The 25,454-nt window shown below is 43.7% G+C and carries 22 protein-coding genes and 1 other annotated feature; of the genes, 14 read left to right on the plus strand and 8 right to left on the minus strand.

What is annotated here, in order from left to right:
• Positions 1–250: 250 nt before the first annotated feature.
• Positions 251–1,552, plus strand: coding sequence for a UDP-N-acetylmuramate--L-alanine ligase (gene murC, locus EV146_RS13640; protein ID WP_121611399.1), 1,302 nt, complete (start codon positions 251–253; stop codon positions 1,550–1,552).
• 60 nt (positions 1,553–1,612) lie between these two features.
• Here murC and EV146_RS13645 read toward each other — a convergent pair whose 3' ends face one another.
• Positions 1,613–2,728 carry an aminopeptidase gene (locus tag EV146_RS13645; protein ID WP_121611400.1) on the minus strand — a complete coding sequence of 372 codons (1,116 nt, stop codon included), beginning with the start codon at positions 2,726–2,728 and terminating at the stop codon, positions 1,613–1,615.
• A gap of 185 nt (positions 2,729–2,913) precedes the next feature.
• On the opposite strand from EV146_RS13645, the gene EV146_RS13650 reads away from it, so the two are divergent.
• The 5 genes from EV146_RS13650 to ccpA all read left to right on the plus strand — a co-directional run bounded on the left by EV146_RS13650 (position 2,914) and on the right by ccpA (position 6,765).
• Positions 2,914–3,393: a DUF948 domain-containing protein gene (locus EV146_RS13650; RefSeq protein WP_121611401.1), complete on the plus strand. Its 480-nt coding sequence runs from the start codon at positions 2,914–2,916 to the stop codon at positions 3,391–3,393.
• 19 nt (positions 3,394–3,412) lie between these two features.
• Positions 3,413–3,895: a YtxH domain-containing protein gene (locus EV146_RS13655; protein ID WP_121611402.1), complete on the plus strand. Its 483-nt coding sequence runs from the start codon at positions 3,413–3,415 to the stop codon at positions 3,893–3,895.
• Between the two features lie 65 nt (positions 3,896–3,960).
• The gene (gene ytxJ / locus EV146_RS13660) at positions 3,961–4,287 is read left to right on the plus strand and encodes a bacillithiol system redox-active protein YtxJ (RefSeq protein ID WP_121611403.1); all 327 of its coding nucleotides are present in this window, start codon (positions 3,961–3,963) and stop codon (positions 4,285–4,287) included.
• Between the two features lie 175 nt (positions 4,288–4,462).
• Positions 4,463–5,539, plus strand: coding sequence for a bifunctional 3-deoxy-7-phosphoheptulonate synthase/chorismate mutase (locus EV146_RS13665; protein ID WP_121611404.1), 1,077 nt, complete (start codon positions 4,463–4,465; stop codon positions 5,537–5,539).
• 224 nt (positions 5,540–5,763) lie between these two features.
• Positions 5,764–6,765 carry a catabolite control protein A gene (ccpA, locus tag EV146_RS13670; protein WP_132007122.1) on the plus strand — a complete coding sequence of 334 codons (1,002 nt, stop codon included), beginning with the start codon at positions 5,764–5,766 and terminating at the stop codon, positions 6,763–6,765.
• A gap of 33 nt (positions 6,766–6,798) precedes the next feature.
• Here ccpA and EV146_RS13675 read toward each other — a convergent pair whose 3' ends face one another.
• From EV146_RS13675 to EV146_RS13685, 3 genes are read right to left on the minus strand one after another with little or no spacing between them, the layout of a single operon-like run.
• Positions 6,799–7,977: an acetoin utilization protein AcuC gene (locus tag EV146_RS13675; RefSeq protein ID WP_132007125.1), complete on the minus strand. Its 1,179-nt coding sequence runs from the start codon at positions 7,975–7,977 to the stop codon at positions 6,799–6,801.
• Positions 7,974–8,621, minus strand: coding sequence for an acetoin utilization AcuB family protein (locus EV146_RS13680; RefSeq protein WP_121611407.1), 648 nt, complete (start codon positions 8,619–8,621; stop codon positions 7,974–7,976). The genes EV146_RS13675 and EV146_RS13680 overlap by 4 nt, the downstream gene beginning before the upstream one ends.
• Before the next feature lie 42 nt (positions 8,622–8,663).
• On the minus strand, positions 8,664–9,296 hold the full coding sequence (locus EV146_RS13685; protein WP_132007128.1) for a GNAT family N-acetyltransferase: 633 nt from the start codon (positions 9,294–9,296) through the stop codon (positions 8,664–8,666).
• A 207-nt stretch (positions 9,297–9,503) separates the two neighbouring features.
• Between EV146_RS13685 and acsA the strand changes: the two genes are divergently transcribed.
• Positions 9,504–11,222, plus strand: coding sequence for an acetate--CoA ligase (acsA, locus tag EV146_RS13690; RefSeq protein ID WP_132007131.1), 1,719 nt, complete (start codon positions 9,504–9,506; stop codon positions 11,220–11,222).
• Between the two features lie 74 nt (positions 11,223–11,296).
• On the opposite strand, the gene EV146_RS13695 is transcribed toward acsA, so the two are convergent.
• Positions 11,297–14,203 (minus strand): transglycosylase domain-containing protein, encoded by a 2,907-nt coding sequence (locus tag EV146_RS13695; RefSeq protein WP_241993917.1) that lies wholly within the window; start codon positions 14,201–14,203, stop codon positions 11,297–11,299.
• A 141-nt stretch (positions 14,204–14,344) separates the two neighbouring features.
• Positions 14,345–14,556: a binding site (T-box leader), on the plus strand.
• A gap of 58 nt (positions 14,557–14,614) precedes the next feature.
• On the opposite strand from EV146_RS13695, the gene tyrS reads away from it, so the two are divergent.
• On the plus strand, positions 14,615–15,874 hold the full coding sequence (gene tyrS / locus EV146_RS13700) for a tyrosine--tRNA ligase (protein WP_132007137.1): 1,260 nt from the start codon (positions 14,615–14,617) through the stop codon (positions 15,872–15,874).
• A gap of 380 nt (positions 15,875–16,254) precedes the next feature.
• Here the strand turns inward: tyrS and rpsD are convergent, their stop codons facing one another.
• The gene (gene rpsD, locus EV146_RS13705) at positions 16,255–16,857 is read right to left on the minus strand and encodes a 30S ribosomal protein S4 (protein ID WP_121611412.1); all 603 of its coding nucleotides are present in this window, start codon (positions 16,855–16,857) and stop codon (positions 16,255–16,257) included.
• Positions 16,858–17,257: 400 nt separating this feature from the next.
• Here rpsD and megL point away from each other — a divergent pair, with 400 nt between their 5' ends.
• Positions 17,258–18,436, plus strand: coding sequence for a methionine gamma-lyase (gene megL / locus EV146_RS13710; RefSeq protein ID WP_132007140.1), 1,179 nt, complete (start codon positions 17,258–17,260; stop codon positions 18,434–18,436).
• A gap of 47 nt (positions 18,437–18,483) precedes the next feature.
• Here the strand turns inward: megL and EV146_RS13715 are convergent, their stop codons facing one another.
• Entirely contained in the window at positions 18,484–18,969 is a 486-nt protein-coding gene (locus tag EV146_RS13715) for a GAF domain-containing protein (RefSeq protein WP_132007143.1), read from the minus strand.
• Between the two features lie 187 nt (positions 18,970–19,156).
• On the opposite strand from EV146_RS13715, the gene refZ reads away from it, so the two are divergent.
• Positions 19,157–19,792, plus strand: coding sequence for a forespore capture DNA-binding protein RefZ (refZ, locus tag EV146_RS13720; protein WP_132007146.1), 636 nt, complete (start codon positions 19,157–19,159; stop codon positions 19,790–19,792).
• Positions 19,793–19,807: 15 nt separating this feature from the next.
• Here the strand turns inward: refZ and hisJ are convergent, their stop codons facing one another.
• Positions 19,808–20,617, minus strand: a complete 810-nt coding sequence (hisJ, locus tag EV146_RS13725; RefSeq protein ID WP_132007149.1) for a histidinol-phosphatase HisJ — start codon at positions 20,615–20,617, stop codon at positions 19,808–19,810.
• 198 nt (positions 20,618–20,815) lie between these two features.
• On the opposite strand from hisJ, the gene ezrA reads away from it, so the two are divergent.
• The 4 genes from ezrA (at position 20,816) to EV146_RS13745 (ending at position 25,362) form a co-directional block, all read left to right on the plus strand.
• Entirely contained in the window at positions 20,816–22,510 is a 1,695-nt protein-coding gene (gene ezrA / locus EV146_RS13730; protein ID WP_132007152.1) for a septation ring formation regulator EzrA, read from the plus strand.
• Positions 22,511–22,685: 175 nt separating this feature from the next.
• Positions 22,686–23,828 (plus strand): cysteine desulfurase family protein, encoded by a 1,143-nt coding sequence (locus EV146_RS13735; protein ID WP_132007155.1) that lies wholly within the window; start codon positions 22,686–22,688, stop codon positions 23,826–23,828.
• Complete coding sequence (thiI, locus tag EV146_RS13740; protein ID WP_132007158.1) at positions 23,829–25,034, plus strand: tRNA uracil 4-sulfurtransferase ThiI; 1,206 nt, start codon at positions 23,829–23,831, stop codon at positions 25,032–25,034. It begins immediately after the preceding gene.
• Positions 25,035–25,161: 127 nt separating this feature from the next.
• The gene (locus EV146_RS13745; protein ID WP_121611420.1) at positions 25,162–25,362 is read left to right on the plus strand and encodes an alpha/beta-type small acid-soluble spore protein; all 201 of its coding nucleotides are present in this window, start codon (positions 25,162–25,164) and stop codon (positions 25,360–25,362) included.
• The last annotated feature ends 92 nt before the right edge of the window (positions 25,363–25,454 follow it).

Here is a 25,454-nt window from a genome sequence, read left to right on the forward strand (position 1 = left end):
TCGTCATTTTAAAAAAAACGAATCAAAAGGCTTCTCCTGAGGTTTCAGTGTCAATGAAACAGGGAATAACCCGGATAGGCCTTTTTCCCTCTTTTTTATAGACATAGTTTTTACCTTTTAAAAATGATATAATATTGCAATACTATCAAGAATAAATTTGCGAAACGTTTGGGTGCCGGCTTTGCATGCGCAAAAAAGGATATCTGTCATATACTGTGATACATACAGACGTTTGTTGGAGGTTCTTTATATGACTATTTACCATTTTGTAGGTATAAAGGGGTCTGGTATGAGTGCACTTGCTCAGGTTCTCCATGATATGGACTATCAAGTACAGGGCTCTGATTATGAAAAACAGTTTTTTACCCAGTTTGCCCTTGAACAATCAGGAATAAAGATCCTTCCGTTTAATAAGGATAATATACAGCCAGGAATGGTGGTTATTGCGGGTAATGCCTACCCGGATACTCATGAAGAGATCCAGCAGGCAGTGGATCTGGACCTTCCTGTCATTCGTTACCACCGCTTTCTGGGTGATTTTATGGAAAAGTTTATCAGTGTTGCGGTAACAGGCGCACATGGGAAAACTTCGACGACCGGTCTTCTTGCCCACGTAATGAAAGGGGGAAAACCCACGTCTTTCTTAATCGGGGACGGAACGGGGAAAGGGGACAGGGATGCGGAGTACTTTGTGTTTGAAGCCTGTGAATACCGGCGCCACTTTTTATCCTATTTTCCTGACTATGCAATCATGACCAATATTGATTTTGACCATCCAGATTACTTTGCCAACATCGATGATGTTTTCTCAGCTTTTCAGGAAATGGCCTGGCAAGTGAAAAAGGGAATTTTTGCCTGCGGGGATGATGAGCAGCTCCAAAAAATCCAGGCAAAAGTGCCTGTCGTGTTCTACGGATTTGCAGAGGAGAACGACTTCCAGGCTCGGAATGTGGTTAAATCAACAAATGGGACTACCTTTGATGTGTTTGTAAGGAATACTTTTTATGAGACATTCTCTATCCCAAGTTTTGGCGATCATAATGTGCTTAATGCCCTGGCGGTTATCGCGCTGTGCAATTATGAAGGCATCGATTCCAAAATTATTTCCGAGTATCTGGGCTCCTTTAAAGGAGTCAAGAGAAGATTCTCTGAAAAGGAAATGGGGGGACAGGTCATCATCGATGATTATGCCCACCATCCTACAGAAATCAAAGCAACGATTGATGCAGCCAATCAAAAGTATCCCGAACGTGAAATTATTGCAGTATTCCAGCCGCATACCTTTACTAGAACACAGACTTTCCTGGCTGAATTTGCCGAGAGCTTAAGCAGGGCAGATAAAGTATATCTTTGTGAAATTTTTGGCTCTGCCCGTGAAAATCATGGCAAATTGTCCATTCAGGATTTACAGGATAAAATTGAGGGCTCGGAAATTATTGCCGAGGAGGATATGTCTGTCCTGAAAAAACATGAGACCGGTGTTCTCTTGTTTATGGGAGCCGGGGATATCCAGAAGTTTCAGGAAGCTTACGAAAAGCAACTGCAAGTATAAAAAAAGGATTATAAGGAAACGAAAAAGGATGCGAAATTTCGCATCCTTTTTCATTATGTCCTATTTTAAATTCTCAGGATTCAGCCCTTCAAGTTCAGGCAACACAAAACGGCCATCTTTGCGGATGAGATGATCGTCAAAATAGATTTCTCCCCCGCCATATTCCTTGCGTTGGATATTGACCATATCCCAATGAATGTTTGAATGGTTGCCATTAAAGGCGTCTTCATAGCATTGGCCGGGGGTGAAATGGAAGCTTCCATCAATCTTTTCATCAAACAGGATGTCCTGCATTGGGTGCTGGATATAAGGGTTTACTCCAATGGCAAACTCTCCAATATAACGGGCGCCTTCGTCTGTATCAAAGATTCTATTTAACCGTTCGCTGTCATTGGACGATGCTTCAATTATTTTTCCGTCTTTAAATGTCAGGGTGACATTCTCGAAGGTGAAGCCCTGATAAGGCGATGGGGTGTTGTATGTAATTCTCCCATTCACTGAATTACGCACAGGTGCGGTATAAACCTCTCCATCAGGAATATTCATTTCCCCAGCACATTTTATCGCTGGTATATCTTTGATTGAAAAAGACAGGTCCGTGCCAGGACCCGTAATCCGGACTTTGTCCGTTTTGTTCATTAACTCAACCAGACTGTCCATGGCTTTATCCATTTTCCCATAATCCAGATTGCATACATCAAAGTAAAAATCCTCAAATGCTTCAGTGCTCATTTTAGCCAGCTGGGCCATTGAAGAGGTAGGATAGCGAAGCACGACCCATTTTGTTTTGGGAACCCGGATGTCCCTATGTACTTTCTTTCCAATTGTGCTTCCGTGAATCTTCATCTTATCATCCGGAACATCTGCATGTTCATTGATATTGTTGCCTGACCTTAGACCTATGTAGGCATCCATATGCTTCATTACATTTGCTTCAAACTCGGCCATCATATTAAATTGTTCTTCCTGGGCGCCAAGGAGCAGGGCTCTGTCTACCTGATGGTCTTTCAGGAGTACGAACGGACAGCCCCCGGCTTCATAAGCTTCTTTAACCAGGGCGTTGACCAGTTCGCGCTGAAGGCCAAAGTTTTCGATCAGTACTTTTTCCCCCTTTTTCAGCTTTACGGAATAATTAATTAGATTTTTAGCTAAAGTCCCTATGCGTGGGTCTTTCATTCATATCCCTCCAAATGGTATTATGAAAAAAACATATCTCTATTGTACCCGAAATACCTGGATTTTGCCGTTTGATATCCTTATGATAGAGGGAGAATAATAAAGTAAGGGGTTACATGGGGAGGCAGGGGTTTATGTCCCTACTGTCCGGGTAAAAACATTGTAAGTTAACGGAGGTGTATAAAATGGAAATTATTCTGTATTTAAGCGCTGCTGTGGCAGCCGTAGCATTTTTAATTCTTGCCATCTACTTGGCAAAAACGTTAAAGTCTTTACAGTCAACGCTTGATAGTGTAGCGCATACACTGACTGGTTTGGAGAAACAGCTGGACGGTGTGACACGGGAAACAACAGTGTTGTTACATAAGACGAACACACTGGCAGATGATATTCAGCAAAAGTCGGAAAGCCTCAACTCTGTCGTTTCAGCAGTAAAGGATGTAGGAAACTCTGTTCAGAGGTTTAACCAATCCATCCATAGCATTTCGTCAATGGTGGATAATCAGATTGACAAAAACCAGGACAAGATTTCCCAGGTGGTTCAGTGGAGCAATGTATTTCTTGAGCTTAAGGATAAGTGGAAGTCAAGAAGGATGAGTCCTGTGGATCATCAGCTTGATGGAGGACAACTGGTTACCAGGCAACGAGAAAGGGCAAAGTATTAAAAGAGAAGGAGGATTAGATATGAATAGCAGGGAATTGAATTCTAAAAATGAACCTGGCACGAACTCGCGCGATTTCATGGTTGGTGCCATCATTGGAGGATTGGCAGGAGCAGCTGCTGCTCTCTTGCTCGCTCCTAAATCAGGAAAGGAACTGCGAACTTCTTTTAATCAGCAGACGTCCAATATCCTGGAGAAAACTGATAAAGTGAAAAATACTGCCATGACGAAAACCAATGAAATCGCATCTGCTGCTAAAGAAAAGGCCAATTCATTAGCTCAAACGGTCTCCCAGCAGTCAAACAGCCTGTTGAGCAAAGTCAGGGACGATAAAGGCCAGGAGGAAAGCCAGCTGCCAGAGGGAGGGCTTGAGGAAATTCCTACTTCAATGGCTGAGACAAGCTCCATGGAACAAACCCACACTGCAACAGGAGAAGAAATTCAGAGAAAGCTTGAGGAAACACAGCGGGCTTTTGATGAAACCGAAAATAAACTGAATCAATAAAAATTGTCAACAGAACGGTGAAGTGATAAGATTACTTCACCGTTTACTTGTCAGGAGTGATGATCATGAGAAAAATCGATTCAATTGAAGAATTTAATCAGCTCGCAGCGAGTGATGATTTGTTTTTCCTCGTCAAACATAGCCTTACATGCCCGATAAGTCACGCTGCCTTTGAGGAATATAATAAATTCACGGGCAGTACAGACGTACCTTGCTATTATCTGGCAGTGCAAGATTCCAGGCCTCTTTCCAATCATATAGCAGAAAAATTCATGATCAGGCACGAATCGCCGCAAGCCATTCTGTTTTCCAGTTCAACACCCGTCTGGCATGCCTCCCATTGGAAAATTACGCATCAATCATTAGAGGAAGCATTGACACAAAATCGTTAACACCCATAATCTGCGGGTGTTTTTTCTTTTGGTTTGAGTCATTTCGTTATCGGTTTAACGCATAAAAGCGTTTAATTATTAAAGAATTCCGTGACAACTGTAAATAATTCATATATAATAACCCTAATTAAAGAAAATGCTGTACATTCAGAAAAAGAGGAAGGGACGGGACGAAATGAGCAATAACCAATTGGACCAGCTGAGAAAGCGAGTAGATGAATTAAATCTGGAGCTGCTTTCGCTTATAAATGAGAGAGCACTGCTTGTACAGGAAATTGGACGTGCAAAGGAAACGCAGGGAGTTTATCGCTATGATCCTGTCCGTGAACGCCATATGCTTGATTTAATAAAGGAAAACAATAATGGGCCATTCGAAAGCTCTACAATTGAACATATATTCAAACAAATCTTTAAAGCAGGACTTGAACTTCAAGAGGATGACCATCGCAAGGCTCTTCTTGTTTCCAGAAAAAAGAAACCGGAAAATACCATTATTGACGTTAAAGGGGTAAAGATTGGCGATGGCAGTCAGCAGTTTGTATTCGGGCCCTGCTCCGTGGAGTCCTACGAACAAGTGGCAACTGTTGCAGCGGCTGTTAAGGCAAAAGGTTTTAAACTTCTTCGCGGCGGGGCTTACAAACCAAGAACATCCCCTTACGACTTCCAGGGCCTTGGGCTAGAAGGGTTGAAGATCCTTAAGCGAGTTGCCGACGAATATGACATGGCAGTGATCAGTGAAATCGTTACACCGAATGACATTGAAACAGCAGTGGACTATCTCGATGTCATCCAAATCGGCGCACGGAACATGCAGAATTTCGAGCTGCTGAAAGCTGCAGGGGCAGTTAACAAGCCTATCCTTCTTAAGAGGGGACTTTCAGCTACAATCGAGGAATTTATCAACGCAGCAGAGTACATCATGTCCCAGGGCAATGGCCAGATCATTCTGTGTGAGCGCGGTATCAGGACATATGAAAAAGCAACCAGGAATACCCTGGATATTTCCGCAGTTCCAATTTTAAAACAGGAAACACATCTTCCGGTCATGGTGGATGTTACGCATTCAACAGGAAGAAGAGACCTTCTTCTTCCGACAGCAAAGGCAGCGATCGCCATTGGTGCGGACGGTGTCATGGCTGAAGTCCATCCAGATCCGGCAGTTGCCCTTTCTGATAATGCCCAGCAGATGGATCTTAAGCAATTTGATGAGTTCGTTTCTTCATTGCGTTCCTCAGCATTTGTTCAGATTTAAGTGTAATCTTCAAAAGCCTCCCCTTAAGGGGGGGTTATTTATTTTTATGAAAAAAATATGAAAGAAATCAAGCTCTTCACATTGCGGTATTTGTAATGATATCGTATGATTAATATCGTAATTATCTATGTACGGATATTCACAATCAGAAGAATGATTATTCTTGCCAATTATGCAGCAAACTAATAGAAAAAGCTTTGTTAACGGAAATAAGGAGTGAAATCATGAATATAACCATATATGATGTAGCAAGGGAAGCGAATGTTTCAATGGCGACGGTTTCTCGCGTTGTCAATGGCAATCCGAATGTAAAGCCGGTCACCAGAAAGAAAGTAATGGAAGTAATTGACCGCCTGGGATACCGGCCAAATGCGGTAGCCAGAGGTTTGGCAAGCAAAAAGACCACAACTGTAGGTGTGGTCATTCCCGATATTTCAAGCCCGTTTTTTGCTGAACTGGCAAGAGGAATTGAGGACATTGCCACCATGTACAAATACAATATCATTCTTAGCAACTCTGACCAAAATAAGGACAAAGAGCTTCACTTGTTAAATACCATGCTTGGGAAACAGGTGGATGGCATTGTGTTCATGGGAGGCAACATAACAGAGGACCATGTTGAGGAATTTAAGAAGTCTCCTGTACCCATCGTCCTTGCTGGTTCTGTTGAGGAATCTGAAACAGTTCCTTCAGTCAATATCGATTACGAACAGGCAATGTTTGATACAGTACAAGCCTTTATTGATAAAGGGCATAAGAGAATTGCTTTCGTTGTTGGACCTTTGCAGGAACCGATTAATCAGGAAAAGAAGCTGGCAGGCTATAAACGTGCCCTGGAACAGGCAGGCTATGACTATGATGAAGAATTGGTAGTTGAAGGCGATTATACTTACGATTCAGGAATTGAAGCCATTGAGAGGCTTCTCGAACTGGATTCAAAGCCGTCAGCTATCATTGTCGGATCGGACGAAATGGCTCTTGGGGTTGTTCATGGTGCAGAAGACCGCGGGCATAAAATTCCAGATGAGTTTGAAGTGATATCTTCCGATAATACAAGGCTTACTCTTATGGTGCGTCCGCAGCTGACAACCATTGTCCAGCCTTTATATGATATTGGTGCAGTGGCAATGAGGTTATTGACAAAACTGATGAACAAAGAGCAGGTCGAGGATCAGGCAGTGGTACTTCCGCACAGAATTGAATACCGGAACTCGACTAAACAATAAGAGAAAAAGACCGCATCAATCAGGGCGGTCTTTTTATTTTTCTGCCGAAAGCGTTGATTTTTGATTTCGGATTGGATACAGTGCTTTTTCTAGGGTTTGGGCATTTTTCTCCGTAATTTCCTGCTTTCTGGGAATCGGCTGATACAAATCCTGTGGATCATTCCAATGATGAGGGAGAGGGAGGCTGCTTTTTGGCTGCCAGTCATTAATCCATTCCATTGGCAAAGATCCATGACAATTTGTGTTTTCCGTCATTTCCATCCAAATAAGCGCCCATGCCCTAGGAACAACACGCCAGATGTCGTAGCCGCCGCCTCCTACGGCTATCCATCTCCCATCACAGTACTGATGGGCAATCTGGTGGGCCAGTTTGGGAATTTCCCGGTAAATTTCTATGGAGGCCGAAAGATGTGTCAGCGGGTCATAATAATGTGCATCCGTCCCATTCTGGGTGAGTATAACGTCCGGCTTGAAAAACTCTGCTATCTCAGTGAAAGCATTTGTATAGGCGTGAAGCCAGGATTCATCTTCAGTAAATGCATCCAGAGGTACGTTGAAGGAATATCCGTACCCTTTTCCCTGGCCTCGTTCGTTAATGTTTCCTGTTCCGGGGAAAAGGTATCTTCCTGTTTCATGTATGGATAAGGTGCATATAGAAGGATCATCGTAAAAAGACCACTGAACACCATCACCGTGATGAGCATCTGTATCAACATAGAGCACACGTGCATGATACTTTTCCTGCAGGTATTTGATTGCTACCGAACTGTCATTGTATACACAAAAACCAGAAGCTTTCCCGCGGAACCCATGGTGGAGTCCTCCTCCCAAATGAAGGGCGTGTTTGGCTTTTCCAGTCATGACACAGTCTACAGCCGACAGAGTCCCTCCTACAAGCAGGGAGCTTGCCTCATGCATCCCGGCAAATATGGGGGTATCTTCTGTGCCAAGCCCATAGCTTTCTGCAGCAGAATCCTTTAATTGACCAAGACCGGCGAGTTTAACAGCATTAATATAATCAGGATCATGGATCAGGGACAGCTCTTCATCCGTAGCATGCCTGGGCGGTATAATCTGTTCGTCAGCGATGGCATTCGCCTTCTTCAGCAAATCAAGGGTCAGCTTTAAGCGTACTTGATTGAAAGGGTGATTGCTGCTGAACTTATATTTTAAGAGTTCATCTGAATAGACGAATACTGAGCGGTCACTCATGAAGATCCCCCCGGCAGGTTTGGCCAGAGAATATTGAATCCGCTATTTTTTAGGTCTTCAATAATCCCCGCCGGATTCATTGTCTGAACCCGGAACACCAGAATTTTAAAACTGTCGTCCCTGGGGTCTGGGTAGACCAACACACTTGATATATTTGCCTTTCTTCCGCTTATGATTGCAGCGGCTTCGTTGAGCATCCCCGACTTGTTTGGAACCTTAATTTCGATATGCGAGCCGGGCTGGTGGGCTCCGGTCAACGCAACGAGAGTATGCAATAAATCAGTTTCTGTTATAATCCCCACCAATTTTCCGTGATTTACCACAGGCAGACATCCAATATGATGTTCATAAAAGAGTGCAGCAATTTCCTCTACAAAATCAAGAGGGTGACAGGTGATCAGGTTGGTTTTCATAAGGTTCCTGATTGGGTTTTCCAAGTCCTCCCGGTGAAGGTCTGACCTGAAAATTGAAGGGGCCGCATCCCGGATATCCCGGTCAGTAACGAGCCCGACGATGTGGTTTTCACGATCAACAATCGGAAGGTGCCGGATTTTTTTGTCTTCCAATAATTTCATCGCATCCGCAATTGTATGATCTGCTGTTAGGGTGGTTACTTGTTTTATCATTATTTCTTCAACAATCATGTTAATCCCCCTTACAAACTTAAAAATAGAAGACCTCCGAGATTAATACATGAAACGGTTCATGAAACGCAAACGGTCAAATTTTTCAACTGATTCAGGCCTCACTCTTTTCCCAATTCTCGCCATAAGACAGTTTGCAGGATGGGAGCTTATTTCTGGATCGTCAGTGGCATACCATACCAGACCGCCGGCATTCATCATTTTCTCCATTATTTTCCGGTATTCCCAAACATTCAGTCCGGTTCCCTTAAGGTCCCAATGCCAGTAATACTCGGTTGTTATGATGATGTAATCTTCCATCGCATCATCCATCATTGAAACAGTCAGGAGGCTTTTCCCGACGGAAGCACCGCGGAATTGCGGAATTACCTCTATGGCGCCAAGCTCGATCAAATCCTCCATGCCTCCCTCCGACCAACGCTCAAGAGGATCTGGATAAAGGTATGTCACATACCCCACAATCATATGTTCATTTCTGGCTATAATGATTCTTCCTTCTGGCAGACCCGCAATCTCAATAAGGGCTTTGTGCTGCTGGGCAGGGGGGCGAAATGCAACAAGATCGCGGTGAAATTCATAGCTGGCAAGTATTTCGGGAGAAACAGGCCCTTCCACGATTAAACTTCCATGCGGACTCTTCAATTCTTTTGCATTGTATGTTTTTTTATGTTCCATCCACTTCACCACCAAAACAAAATTGTCTAATTCTATTATACATAAATTCTATTAATTAAAAGCGCTTTCAGTATTATATTCTATGAAACACCTGTCCGCTGATGAAAAAGATTAGTATTAGCACTCCATAATTTAAAAAATTGTGAAAATAAAAATTTTATACTATAATAATCTTTAAACAAATTGTGTTAAAGGGGAGATGAGTCGATGAAAGTGGAAGCGCTACCAGTTATTCAAGGGGAACATAACTTGTTAAATTATGCGGAAACGTATGGCCAGTTTGATTGGAAGGATGCTGAAAAAGTATTCTCCTGGTCAGAAACAGGGAAGGTTAATATGGCCTATGAGGCAATCGACAGGCATGCGGAGGGGGCCAGGAAAAATAAAATTGCATTATATTACCAAGACGGGACACGCAAAGAGAAGTACACTTTTAAAGAGATGAAGGAACTGTCGAATAAGGCCGGGAATGTTCTGAAGGCATATGGAGATGTCGATAAAGGTGACAGGGTATTTATTTTTATGCCTCGTTCACCGGAACTTTATTTTACTGTCCTGGGAGCAATTAAATTAGGAGCAATTGTAGGTCCGCTATTCGAGGCGTTCATGGAAGGGGCCGTGCGCGACCGGCTTCAGGACAGCGGAGCCAAGGTCCTTGTCACCACTCCCGAGCTTTTAAACCGGGTTCCTGTTGATGAACTGCCTGAATTAAAGCATATCTTCGTGGTAGGAAGCAATGTGGAAGAGTCCGGCAAAATCCAGGATTTTAATAAAAAGTTTGAGCAGTCGAGCAAGTTTCTTGAAGTTGAATGGGTGGACAGGAATGATGGACTCATCCTTCATTATACTTCGGGTTCAACCGGGAAGCCGAAAGGCGTGCTGCACGTACATAATTCAATGATCCAGCATTATCAGACCGCAAAATGGGTTCTTGACTTGAAAGAGGGCGATGTTTATTGGTGCACCGCTGACCCGGGATGGGTCACAGGGACCTCCTACGGCATCTTTGGCCCATGGCTTACAGGGACATCAAATGTTATTATTGGTGGCCGTTTCAGTCCGGAATCCTGGTACAAAATGATTGAAGAATATGAAGTGACAGTCTGGTACAGTGCTCCAACAGCGTTCCGGATGCTGATGGGGGCGGGGGATGAGATCGTAAAGGCCTTCAATCTCAGCAGTCTGCGCCATATAGTCAGTGTCGGAGAGCCATTGAACCCGGAAGTCATTCGCTGGGGGATGAAGGTATTTAATCTTCGTATCCACGATACATGGTGGATGACCGAAACAGGCGCACAGCTCATTTGCAACTATCCTTGCATGGAAATTAAGCCGGGGTCAATGGGGAAACCAATTCCTGGAGTCCAGGCTGCCATTGTTGATGATCAGGGGCAGGAGCTTCCGCCGTACCGGATGGGGAATCTGGCCATTAAAAAAGGCTGGCCTTCGATGATGCATACCATCTGGAATAATGAGCAAAAATATGAGTCTTATTTTATGCCGGGAGACTGGTATGTCTCCGGTGATTCCGCATACATGGATGAGGAAGGCTATTTCTGGTTCCAGGGCCGGATAGATGATGTCATTATGACATCGGGGGAGAGAGTAGGACCGTTTGAGGTTGAAAGCAAGCTGGTAGAACACCCAGCTGTCGCAGAAGCCGGTGTGATCGGTAAACCGGACCCTGTAAGAGGAGAAATTATTAAGGCGTTTATCGCTCTTAGAGATGGATATGAGCAATCCGATGAATTGAAGGAAGAGATTAGGCAATTTGTAAAACAAGGATTGGCAGCCCACGCAGCACCAAGGGAAATTGACTTCAGGGATAAACTTCCAAAGACTCGCAGCGGTAAAATCATGCGCCGTGTCCTAAAAGCATGGGAACTGGATTTGCCAACCGGTGATCTATCCACAATGGAAGATTGAGGTATTGTGAAGATAGCTTTAGAGCAGCTCATAAATAAACAAGGCCGCGCCAGTCACTGGCGCGGCCTTGTTTTTTATTGACCGTTTCCTTGCCCGGAAGGTGCTTCTTCCGGGGGATTGGATCCGGCTTCAGGTTTTTTCTTTTCCTCAGGCTTATTCTCTACCTGAGGTTTGTTTTCCTCCTGAGGTTTCTTGGCTGCCTCAGGCTTTTTTTCGTCTGCCGGCTTTGGTGTTTCCTTCGGTTTTTCTTCTCCAATTTTGACAATATTGGAAGCTGCAGATTCCCTTCCGGCGATATCAACTGCCGTTACATGAATAGAACCATTTCCGCCAGTATAGGAAAGGGAAGATCCAGCCCTTACCGTGGCCACTTTTTTGCCATTGTTGTAAACTCGATAACCGATGATATCATTTTCAGGGTGTGTGCCCCAACTAACAGCTTTTCCGGATCCGCTAATCGCTAACGGAGCAGGAGTTTTGCCATTATCCGACAGCTTTGAGCTTGCAACCAGGATTTTTGAATTCTCCTGTCGAGGCATAAGCTGGGCAGCATTGCCGATCTTATGGCCAATAAGGCTTTCCATATAGCTTGGATCAATGGTTACTCCGCCTGTTTCTACAAACTCTGATGGAGTGGAATCTAGGGCGAAGTAGCGTCTGTCTCCAACGCGGACAAATCTGTTTGTACTCAGGCTGTCATCAACCCTGGTTGGAGCGAACTTGGCATTGAAAAGATCAGTCTGTACAAGTCCTGCTGACGAGCAGGCTTTAGATGGAAGCAAGCCTGAAACTGAACAAAAGGACCTTCTGACAATCCCTCCTGGCATTTCAAACCGTTTGTCAGGGTCAACCAATTCAGGTGCCACATCATACGCTGCATTCATCAAATCAGCCCACAGGTAGATATTCCTTGCCCCATAGCTGACTCCATTGTATCTGAGCTCGAGCGATTTCTGAGTATCATAGCCATTCCATACGCCAAAAGAGACATTTGGGTTCGTTGCAACAAACCAAGAATCGTAATAGTTGTGCCCCGTACCGGTTTTTCCTGCCCAGTCAGAGCTGAACTTCAAGCGGTTATGGAGTGGAGTTGCAGTCCCTTGGTTGATAACATCCCTCATCATATCGAGAGTCAGATACGCGGTCTGCGGACTAAAGACATCTACAGGCTTCGGTTTATGCTTGAAGACAATATTTCCATCTTTATCTGTAATCTTATCAATTAAATAAGCATCAACGAATTTGCCTCCATTTGCAAACGTCCCAAATGCATTGACGTTCTCTTCAACGGTCACACCAGCTATTGAACCAATGGCAGCGGAGAGATTTGTATGGTCATCCTTTGCTAAAGAAGTGAAGCCCATCTTTTCAAGGTATTGGGTTGGCTTCTGGTTAAGGATGTTTTTATAGGCTATGACCGCTGGCACATTATAGGACTTCGTCAATGCTTTTCTCGCCGTTGTCAGTCCACTGTAGGTTCTGTCGTAGTTGTGCGGCCAAGGGCTGCCGGGACCATTCAGATAAACTTCCACATCCGGCAGAACGGTGCCAGGCTGAATCTGTCCAAGTTCCATTGCAGGAGCGTATACGAGAAGCGGCTTCATGGTCGACCCATTCTGTCTTTTGGCGTCTGTTGCGTGGTTGAGCTGCTCCCGTTCAAAATTACGGCCTCCGACAAAGCTGATAATTTTCCCTGTTTTATTTTCAATCAAGATGGCCCCAACTTCAACCGGCTCCTGAATCGTTTTTACTTCCCCGGTTTCAGGGTCTTTTACTTGTTCCGGTTTGTCATTTCCATATAATCGGAAGTTTTTGGCGGTTTTCTGCATTTGATCATAAATTTTCTTATTGATTGTTGTATGAACCTTATAGCCATTTTGGCGCAGATTCCGGTCCGCCAGTTCCTGGAATTCTCCCATAAGCTTTTTATCCTTTTCCAGGTCTTTTTGTTCATAGCCTGCCTTTTCTGCTAATATTCCGGCTAAAATATTGACGGCCCGTTTCTCAATTTCAAATGTAAGGTAAGGATATTCATCCACTGTGCTTCCGCTGTCGGTTTTTTTAATAAAGTCTTTTGTTATATCGTAGGCAACGGCAGTGTTGTACTCTTTCTCAGTGATGAAGCCGCCGGCATGCATCCTGGAGAGTACGGTTTTCATTCGGGTCAGCCCGGGCTCAAGGTCTTCTTTGAGCTTTCCGTTATCAGAGCTGAAAGGGGTATAGCCAAACGGGCTCTGCGGCAGCCCGGCAATGAAGGCAGCCTGTGGAAGGGACAGGTCTTTTGCGTCGACCCCGAAAATTCCGTTTGCTGCCGACTGGACTCCGGCAATATTGTCTCCTGCCGCATTTCGCCCAAAGGTGGCAACATTCAGGTAGGCTTCCAGAATTTCTTTCTTATCGAAAAATTTCTCCAGTCGCAGCGCCAGAAGAATTTCTTTCGCTTTTCTTTCAAAGGAGATTTCATTTGTTAAAATTTGATTTTTAATGAGCTGCTGTGTCAGGGTGCTTCCGCCTGATTGTGTGGAAGAGTTTGTCACTTCCTGGAACAGTGCACGGAGAATCGCTTTAGGAACAACTCCATCGTGCTCATAAAAATATTCATCTTCCGTAGCCACCACGGCATTGACAAGATGCTTCGACACATCATCCAGTTTAACTTCCTCACGGTAAAGGTCTGTTCTTAGTTTACCGAGATAAACATTATCATCAAAATACAAATCCGATGTTTCTTCATAATTGTAAATGTCTTTTCTCATCTTTTCGTAAGAGCGCACAGGCTCATCTTTTACTAAAGAAGCAAAATAGCCTGCTGCGGCTCCTCCGGAAAATCCAGCACCCACCACCATAACGATGACAAGCAGGAGCAGCAGGTTCCAGACGACACCATAAGTGATCCGGGCGCTTTTTACTGTTTTTTTATTCGTAAAAAATGATTGCCAGGATGCTAATCTATCTTTCCAGCCTCGTTTTTCTTGATTCATAAACATTCCCCCTAAAATCACATACATTATAGCATAAACAGCAGGGGAAATATGACAAGCGTTTACAATTTCCTTATATTTTCAGAATGTTATTTGACAAATATCTTGTTATTGTGGTAAAAATGCTTTAATAACTTTATATCGAAAGCTTTGAAGGGAAAACAGTAGTTTTTCTATCCCTGTTCCAGAAAGCCGGCGGCAGCTGCGAGCCGGTACATATAGAACGATGAATTACCTCCCTGAGCGCCGTTGTGAAAAGTAAGCAGTAGCAGCGGACGGTTTGACCGTTATTCTTTAAGTGGAAAACATTTTGTTTTCAAGTTGGGTGGTACCGCGCATACAGCGTCCCTGCATTATTTGCAGGGGCGCTTTTTATTTTTGCGCAGATGAATACTTTTGGAGGAAAATAGAATGGAATTATTAAAAGATTTACAGTGGCGCGGGATTATTTACCAGCAGACAGATGAGGAAGGCACAAAAGAACTGCTTGATAAGGAAAAGGTGTCTCTATACTGTGGTGTAGATCCAACTGCGGACAGTATGCACATTGGCCATTTGCTGCCATTTTTAACACTGAAGCGGTTCCAGAATCATGGCCATCGTCCCATCGTGCTTGTCGGAGGAGCGACTGGATTAATTGGAGACCCGAGCGGCAAGAGTGAGGAAAGAAAACTTCAAACATTGGATGACGTAGAAAGAAATGTCCAGGGCATTCAAAAACAGCTCAGGCAGATCTTTAGCGTTGAAGGAGAGAACGGCGCCATCATGGTGAACAACTATGATTGGACCAGCAAGCTGGATATTGTGACCTTCCTGCGGGACTTTGGGAAGCATGTGGGCATTAATTACATGCTGGCAAAGGATACCATTGCTTCAAGGCTGGAAACTGGGATTTCGTTTACGGAATTTACCTACACGATTTTGCAGGCGATGGATTTCCTTCACCTCTACGAGAATCACAATTGCAAGATCCAGATTGGAGGCAGTGACCAGTGGGGAAATATTACCACTGGCCTTGAGCTGATCAGGAAAATGGCTCCGGAAGGCTCAAAGGCATACGGGCTTACAATTCCTCTCGTAACAAAAGCGGATGGAACCAAGTTTGGCAAATCGGAAAGCGGAGCAGTGTGGCTCGATCCTGAAAAAACCTCGCCGTACGAGTTCTATCAGTTCTGGATCAATACGGCGGATGCAGACGTTGTAAAATACTTAAAATACTTTACCTTCCTTACAAAAGATGAAATTGAGGAACTGGAAAAGTCGGTACAGGAGGAAGCTCATTTACGAAAAGCCCAGAAAGCACTTGCAGAAGAAATGACCCGAATGATTCACGGGGAAGTGGCTTTGCAGCAGGCGATCAAGATTTCCCATGCCCTTTTCAGCGGGGAAGTAAAGAATCTTTCTGCAGCAGAGATCAAGCAAGGCTTCAAGGATGTACCTTCATTTCAGGCTGCTTCGGATGAAGAACTGACTTTAGTGGATCTGCTCGTAGCCGCCAAAATCAGCCCATCAAAACGGCAGGCGCGTGAAGATGTAGGAAATGGGGCGGTCTCCATTAACGGTGACCGTGTTACGGATGTCAGCTACGTCCTGAGCGAAAATAACCGCATTGAAGGACAGTTTACGATCATTCGCCGGGGAAAAAAGAAATACTTCCTAATTAAATATTAAGCTGATGAACCCTCCGGACTTCGGAGGGTTCTTTTTTGGGTAAAATCCTGCAATCTCACCAATGAAAATTAACGTCTAAGCTGTGAAAATGTGCCCTGATGAACCAGTTCCGTGGAATTTGAAGTGGAAACAGCGGATTTCCGGAGTGAAAGGAGGTCTATTTACGAGTAAGGAGGAGGCAGTTTTAATTTATCGATTGTTCGGGGACATTTATAGATCGACTTTTTTTACTTATGCTTCGATTAGTTTGATTTATACATAGATTAAATGCATTTATTGAAAAACCGGTGTCTAATTTATGATTAAGAGAAGGGAACGTGTTCTAAAACCTCAAACACACAAAAAAATCCCTGCCAAAGGCGGCAGGGATTTTTTCACTATTAACGAGAATAGAATTCAACGATAAGAGCTTCGTTAATTTCAGCTGGAAGTTCAGAACGCTCAGGGAAACGAGTGAATGTTCCTTCTAGCTTGTCAGCATCGAAAGTAAGATAGTCAGGTACGAAGTTGTTCACTTCAACTGCTTCTTTAACAACATCAAGGTTGCGTGACTTTTCACGAAGGCTGATTGTTTGGCCTGGAGCTACGCGGTAAGACGGGATGTCTACGCGAGATCCGTCAACAAGAATATGGCCGTGGTTTACAAGCTGGCGAGCTGCACGGCGAGTGCGAGCCAAGCCAAGACGGTAAACAACGTTGTCAAGGCGTGATTCAAGAAGAACCATGAAGTTTTCACCGTGTACGCCTGCCATTTTGCCGGCTTTGTCAAATAGAGTGCGGAACTGGCGCTCGTTTACTCCATACATATGACGAAGCTTTTGCTTTTCTTGTAATTGCTGTCCGTATTCGGAAAGCTTTTTACGCTGGTTAGGACCATGAGGACCTGGAGCGTAAGGGCGTTTTTCTAATTCTTTACCTGTACCGCTTAGTGAAATTCCAAGACGGCGGGATAGTTTCCAGCTTGGGCCGGTATAACGAGCCATGAATGACTCCTCCTTAGTTTTTATTTTGTAAAATAAAAACAGTGTGTGAGACTTCAATTATGCGTATTTTGTTTTCATGCACCTTCGCCCTAGCAGCAGCGGGTTACGAGATGCACCATCAAAAAAAGCATATTGCATTTCTTGAGGAACAAAATTCCGTCATAAAGGCGTTCACATAGGCTGCGATATTTTACACAAAGAGTATTATATAACTATTGAAAGGCTGAAGTCAAGGCATCTTTTTATTATATTCCTGAAACCTGCAACGGTAAGCGGCCTGATCGTTTTCCGGTTGTCCTGAAAAGTTCTATGTTAACGAAAGAAAATCCTCTCCGAACAATCTGACAAAACATATATTGATAGCAAAGGCTCAATGCAAGGATGAGGTGGAGGGAAAAGCGTGAAAAAGAGGTTGTTGGAGACGGAAATCATACATGCGGGTTATAACGATGATGCACATATTGGCAGCCTTGTACCGCCATTATATCAAACAAGTACATTTACTTTCGATAGTGCTGATCAGGGAGAAAAGCGGTTTGCAGGAGAAGAGGAGGGGTTTGTTTACTACAGGCTTGGCAATCCAACCGTAAAAATTCTGGAAGACAGGATGGCTGTACTGGAAGGGGCAGAGAAGGCCCTGGCTTTTGGTTCTGGAATGGCGGCTGTATCTGCTGTCCTGTTTTCACTGGTTAAGGGGGGAGACCATATCCTTTGTTCCCAAGGTGTTTATGGCTGTACTTTTGGCCTCCTCCAATTAATGAAAGAAAAATTTGGCGTCACCCATACTTTTTCCCAAATGCGGACCAAAGAAGATTTCCTGAGTGCTATTCAGCATAATACTTCCTGTATCTATATCGAAACACCCATCAATCCGACAATGAAGGTGGTCGATTTGAAACTGGCCTCCGAGGCTGCAAGTGAAAAGGGGATCCCGGTTATTGTTGATAATACTTTCTGTTCCCCTTATCTTCAAAAGCCTATCGAGCTAGGCTGTGATATTGTAGTCCACAGTGCTACTAAATATATTTGTGGTCATGGGGATGTGATTGCAGGAATTGCTGCCGGGAACCGCAAAATAATGGAGAAAATCTCTAAGACTACCCAGAAAGATATTGGGGGAGTTGTTTCCCCTTTTGACGCCTGGCTGTTATTGAGAGGTTTAAAAACACTGGCCGTCAGAATGGACCGCCATTGTGAGAATGCTGAAAAGCTGGCTGAAGCTCTTGTACGCCACCCTTCTGTAGAAGGTGTTTTTTATCCAGGAGACCCCACAAATGAGGACTACATGACGGCAAAAAAACAAATGCGAAAATTTGGCGGTCTGGTCTCTTTTACAATAAAAGGGACAAAAGATGATGCACAGGCATTTATGGACAGATTGAAGCTGATCAAAATAGCGGTAAGCCTTGGTGATGCGGAAACATTAATTCAGCATCCAGCTACAATGACTCATGCTGTTGTTCCCGCAGCATCAAGACAACAAATGGGGATTACGGATAACTTACTGAGGCTTTCAGTCGGGCTCGAGGGATGGGAGGATATTTGGGAAGACCTTAAACAAGCTCTGGAAAAAGGCTGAAAAATTTCAATTGAAAGCAAAAGGCAGCTTTCCAGCTGCCTTTTGTGTCATCCTTTATAAAGCTGCATTAAAACGAAGACAAATTCCTCCAATTTTTCCTGGTCAAGTTCATCAAAACGATTCTTCTCCGGGGAGTCAATATCAAGCACTCCGACAAGCCTGCCGTTGTCAAGCATTGGGATGACAATTTCCGATTGGGAAGCTGCGTCGCAGGCAATATGTCCAGGGAAGAGGTGAACGTCTTCAACCCTGACTGTTTCGAGCTTTTCTGCAGCACTTCCGCAAACTCCACGGCCAATCGGAATTCTGACACAAGCCGGGAGACCCTGGAAAGGCCCCAATACTAATTCTCCCTCTTCTATTAAATAAAACCCAACCCAATTAATCCGGTCGAGAAATTGATTCAGTAAGGCTGCCGCATTGCTATAATTAGCGATGGAATTTTTTTCGCCTTCAAGAAGTGCTTTTAGCTGTTTAATCAGCAAATCGTAATTTCCACTGCGGTCCCCTTTATAGGATTCGACTTCAAACAATGTTTTTCCCCCTTTTTTTTGAAAATGTATTATACATTTTACCAGAAAGACAGGAAAAACGCGTGAAATTGTCGATAGATAAATAAAGGAAAAAACAAAGCTTTCAAGAAAATAATACGATAAGGCTATCTGAGCGGACTTAAAAGGAATGCAAGGAGAAGACAATCAAAAGAGGCAGGTGAGGAGAATGCGGAAAAATTCTAAAGAGGCTATTGTGGAAGCAGCGGTATTTCTTTTTAACACAAAAGGTTTCAGCGGCACATCCATCCGGGATATTGCTGCGAGAGCAGAAATAAACCCAGCAAATATCGCCTATTATTTCCAAAATAAAAATGGACTGCTGGAATATTGTTTTACAGCTTTTTTTGAAGATTACCTAAAAGAATTAGAAGCAGGCTACCAGCTGCTCGATGAAAGTGCAGAGTCCTGCCTGAAATTGATTGTTGATAACCTGTTAAAATACCAGTGCAGGAATCTTCAGCTGACACGCTTTGTTTTAAGGGAGATGACACTGGATTCGCAAATGGTAAGGGAGGTTATGTCGACCTATTATGTAAAGGAACGGTATTACCTGAAAAAGGTGCTGGAGAAAGGAATGAGGACAAAGGAATTTAAGAACCATACCGTTCTTTATATCATCCTCCAGCTGAAGGGATTTTTGACGACGCCATTTTTAAATATGTATTATGTAAATGAAGTACTGCATATCCTGCCCCATGAAAAGTATTTTGCCGAAAAATACAGCCGGGAAATCTGTAAGTGGATTGAATCGGCACTTTGTGAAGCCAAGCCATTAGCAGAAAGAAGGATTATTTCTGTATAAACAGAAAACCGGCAGCTATTGCCGGTTTTCTAATTTTTTGCTCATTAAATCCAGCCCTTGCCCCAGCTCCTTTGCACGGTGGGCATCGGACCCGTAAACCAGCGGAATGCCAAGGGAAACTGCCTGGTCAATGACTTCTGCAGGAGGATAGGGCTCCCTGCAGAGCGGCTTGGAGGTGCCTGCTCCGTTATAATCCAGTTCATAGCCGTATTCCTTCATGGCTTTAAGCACCTGTGTGATTTCCTCTGAGAAAGTGCGAGGTGCAGGAAACTTTAGCTGGAATTTGTTTACCAGCGTTATATGGCCAATCCGCTTAGGCTTGTAAGGACCCAGGTCTGCCAGGATTGAATGGATTAGTGTCCGGTAATAATTCACATGGATTTGTTCAATGGATCCATAGGCAGAAATCATGTACCTAAAATGGTCGGGGCTATAGTCGATACAGGAGTATCCGAAAGGATCTTTTAAAAAATGGACAGAAAGGATGGAGTCATCCAGCTTAGGTCCAATTTTATCAAGAAGCTTCGCGGTCTCCTTTTCATAGCCCTCGATGTAATCGACCTCCAGCCCTGCATTTATTTTGATTTTATCTCCATACTTCTTCTTAAGTGCGTTAACTTCCGCGAAGTATTCTTCGAGGTCACTATGATCCATTGCACTGTCTCTCAGCGGGGTAGGATCGGTAAAAGAAAGGGGGAGCGGGGCGTGTTCGGTAAAAGAAATTTCCGTATATCCCAGAGATAATGCTTTCTCGATGTAGGATTCAAACGGATCGTTTGTTCCGTGCGGACAAAAATGGGTATGTACATGGCCGTCTTTAACCATATGGCAGCACCTCCTTGCAGTCTATAAGGGGATAATCATGACACCTTATGATGATTTTCGATAATTTGAACAAAAAAATGAATTTACTGGTCAAAAAATGTCGTTTACATGGTATCATAAATAAATAAAATTAACATTTACTTTTTTATATACATCGGTAACAGATCTGATTTTTGCAAGAGACCCAGGGGGATAGCAATGGTATATTTAATCGGCGCAATATGTGTATTAATAATTCTTTTCCTAACAGGATATTTAATGAAGAGGAAGTATTTTGCTGAAGTTGATAGATATGAAGCCTGGAAGATTGATATTATGAATCGCCCAGTACTTGATGAACTATCCAAAGTCAAACAGCTGAATATGACTGGCCAGACAGAAGAACTGTTCGAGCGCTGGCGGAAAGAATGGGATGACATTGTAACTTCCGATCTGCCGGGAATCGAGGAATATTTGTTTGATGCCGAGGATTATACGGACAAGCTTAGATTTAAGAAGGCAAAGGAAGCGATGGCCAGGATTGACGAAAAGCTTACATCAATTGAAGCCAGTATCAAAAATATTCTCGATGAATTAAATGAGCTGGTTGGAAGTGAGGAAAAAAACAGGTCGGAGATTGAGACTTTAAAAGAGGTTTACCGGGAAAGCCGGAAAAATCTCCTTGCTCACCGCCATAGTTACGGAAAGGCGGAAGCGGGCCTTGAAGATCAGCTGAACAGTCTAGTGGAGAGATTCAAGGATTTTGATGAAAAAACGGAAAATGGAAATTACCTGGAAGCACGCGAAATTGTCATGGGTATTCAGATCATTCTTCAGGATATTTCCCTTAAGATGGAGACAATCCCTCAGCTGCTGCACGATTGCCAGACGGGTTTGCCGGCTCAAATCAGCGAACTGAAAGAGGGCTGCCGGGAAATGGCACAGCAGGGCTATGTTCTTGATCATCTTGGGATTGAACCGGAAATTGGAAAGGTTGAGGAAAAGGTTTCCGACTGCCGCCAAAGGATCGATAACGGGGAAATAGCCGAAGTTGGGCAAATCGTCAATGAATTAAAATCAACACTGGATCAATTATTTGACCTACTTGAAAAAGAGGTTTTATCCAAACAATTTATCCATAAAAATCATCAAGAAACACGTGATCTTTTAATCGCTGCGATTGATGAAAGTGAAAAGATACAGGAAGAAATGGAAGCCGTTCAACAAAGTTATCACTTGCCGGACAGGCAGCTTGATGCCCATTTTATTGCAGACGGCCAGCTGGAGCAGTTAACAAGGAGATATGAGCTTCTTGCTGCAAAAATTGCTCAGGGGGAAACAGCCCAAAGCTTTCTTAAAGAAGAACTAACCGAACTAAAGCAGGAACTTGATGATTGCTTGCAGGAGCAACAGGAGTTTAAGGAAAAGCTCAATGCGCTGAGAAAAGATGAGATGGCAGCAAGGGAAAATGTCAGGGAACTTGCAAGAAAGGTAACGGAGATCCTCAAGCTTGTTACAAAGAGCAACCTCCCAGGATTATCCCAAAACTATAAATATTTGCTCGATGATGCCAAAGAGAGCATCCAAAAGGTTTCGGATAAACTGGAACAAAAACCTTTGGATATACCTGCTGTTCAGCAACATCTGGAAATTGCAGAATTAACCGTTGAAAAGCTGACAAATACTACCATGGAAACGGTGGAGAATGTCCATTTGGCAGAAAGGCTTATCCAGTACGGGAACCGGTATCGCAGCAGATATCCTTCAGTGTCCAAGGGATTGCAGGAAGCCGAAGAGTCTTTCAGGAAATATGAATACCGCCAGGCCCTTGAACAGGCTGCAACTGCAATTGAGAAAGTAGAACCGGGGGCCCTCAAGAAAATAGAAGACCTTTTTTACGAAAAGCAGCTTTAAAGTAAAGCCTCCAAAACCCTGGAGGCTTTATTTATTGCTGTTTTATGATCTTGATAACTGTTTGGCTACCGTCTGTTAAACCGGCCTTTGCATATATTAGGCATTTTCAAACCACTGCATTTATGTTAAAATTCTTTGTCAGCAAAACAGGTTCCGGTAAAAAGGAGGGAGCAGCATGATTTATTTTGACAATAGTGCAACAACAAAACCATATACAGAAGTGCTCGATGCATTTGTAAAAGTATCTTCTGACTACTATGGGAACCCTTCCTCCCTTCACCAAGCAGGGGGCCAGGCAGAGAAGCTTTTATCTCAGGCTCGATCGCAAACAGCCAAGCTTCTCGGTGTCAAATCTTCTGAAATTGTCTTTACTTCAGGAGGCACGGAAGGCAATAATTTAGCCATTAAGGGAACCGCGCTTGCTCATAAAGGGCGCGGGAAGCATATTATTACAACAACGATCGAGCATGCTTCCGTACACAATGCTGTAAAGCAGCTTGAAGAGTCAGGGTTTGAGGTAACATATGTCCCAGTTAATGCTGCAGGTCAGGTGAGCAGTGCTGATATAAAAAAAGCAATTCGAAAAGATACAATCCTCGTTTCAGTCATCCATATTAATAATGAAGTTGGATCTGTACAGCCCATCTGGGAAATTGGCCAGATGCTTCAAGGATTCCCCAAAATCCTATTCCATGTCGATCATGTGCAGGGAGCGGGAAAGCTGCCGCTGGATTTGTATGACTGCGGGATTGATCTATGTACGATATCAGGCCATAAATTCCACGGCTTAAAAGGCACGGGAGCTTTATTTATTCGAGAGGGAGTCAACATTTCTCCGCTTCTCTCAGGTGGAGACCAGGAGGGGAGAAAACGCGGCGGCACGGAAAACGTTGCGGGCATGGTGGCGATGGCTAAAGCTTTGAGGATGTCACTGGACCTTCAGGATAAAAAGTCTGCCCATTTAAAACAGATTTTGGGGACAATAAGAGCCGGTCTGGAAATTTTGCCTGAGGTAACAATTCATACTCCGGTACATTCTGCGGCTCCTCATATCCTCAATTTTTCGATTGAGGGATTGAAGGCGGAGGTATTTGTCCATGCGCTCGAACAAAAAGGAATTTACGTGTCGACGACCAGCGCATGTTCATCCAAAAGGCATGCACCAAGCAAGACTTTGCTTGCCATGGGCGTACCGGCACGCCTTGCTGAAAGTGCAATAAGAGTAAGCCTTTCGTATGACAACCGCTTAGAGGAAGCGGAAATTCTGCTTAAGGCTGTTTCAGATACGGCAATCCAACTAGGAGAGGTAATAAAATAAATGATATATGATCGAATTCTAATCCGATACGGCGAAATCTCAACAAAAGGCCGAAACAGAAATAAATTTATTGATAAGCTGCGCAAAAGTGTAAGACTTACTTTAAGTGATTTTCCCAATGCTGTAATTGAATCCGACAGGGACAGGATGTATGTCCTCCTAAATGGAGAGGATGGCAATGAGGTTGCCAGTAGGCTCAAAAAAGTGTTTGGAATCCAATCCTTCAGCCTTGCAATTAAAGTGGAAAAAGATCTTGAGAAAATGAAAGCAGCCGCTCTTAATCTGTTCTCCCGTCTATACAGGGAAGGCCAAACGTTTAAAATAACGGCCAAAAGGTCCGATAAAAAATTCGAATTGGACACAAATGAAATCAACCATGAATTTGGGGGACATTTATTAAAAAACATCCCTGGATTAATGGTCGATGTACGGAATCCAGATATCAATCTTCAGATAGAGGTCAGAAGTGAGGCTGTTTACCTGTCAGCGGAAACAATCCCCGGGGCTGCCGGACTGCCAGTGGGTTCGAGCGGAAAGGCAATGCTCATGCTTTCCGGAGGCATCGACAGTCCTGTGGCGGGTTATTTGTCAATGAAACGCGGACTTGACGTTGAGGGTGTGCATTTCTTCAGTCCTCCTTTCACAAGTGACCGGGCAAGGCAAAAGGTGATTGATTTATCCAAAAAGCTAGCGGAAATTGGCGGTCAGTTCACACTCCATATTGTCCCATTTACAGAAATACAGCAAAGCATCCATAAGCAGGTGCCTGCAAACTATACTATGACTACGACGAGGAGACTGATGCTTCAGATTACGGACAGACTCCGCGAGAAGCATGGAGGACTTGCTATTATTACGGGAGAAAGTCTCGGGCAGGTAGCAAGCCAAACACTTGAAAGCATGTACGCCATTAATGAAGTCACAAGTACGCCTATTATCCGTCCCTTGATTACGATGGACAAGACCGATATAATGGGCATTGCAAGGGAAATAGAAACACTGGAAATTTCCAATCTGCCCTATGAGGATTGCTGTACGGTCTTCGTTCCCTCATCGCCAAAGACGAAGCCCAAGCTGGAAAAAGTACAGCATTTTGAGAGCTTTTTTGATTTTGAACCGCTGATTGAAAAAGCGGTGAATAATACGGAAACATTGACCATTAATCCTGGGATGGAACAGTCCTTGCTTGAAGACGACTTATTTTAGGCTTTTATTTATGCAAGGATCGTACACCGTACGATCCTTCCTTTTTTGTGAACATTTTCCAACAATTATTTTGAATGAAGTCATGTGATTCTACACACTCTATACTCAACAAGGAGGTGAAAATCACATGGCTAACAACAACTCAAACAACCTTTTAGTTCCTGGCGTTGAACAAGCTCTTAACCAAATGAAGCAAGAAATTGCTCAAGAATTTGGTGTAAACCTTGGTGCAGACACAACTTCCCGTGCAAACGGTTCTGTTGGGGGAGAAATCACCAAGCGTCTAGTTTCTATGGCTCAACAACAAATGAGCGGTTTCTCTAGATAATCACAGATAAATAAAATGGCTACAGGAGGCAGGAGAAATCCTTGCCTCCTTTTATTGTTCCTTCCCAAGTATTCATTTAAAAAATCCACAAA

This window comes from Mesobacillus foraminis (genome assembly GCF_004340465.1).
Taxonomy (GTDB): Bacteria; Bacillota; Bacilli; order Bacillales; family Cytobacillaceae; genus Mesobacillus_B; species Mesobacillus_B foraminis.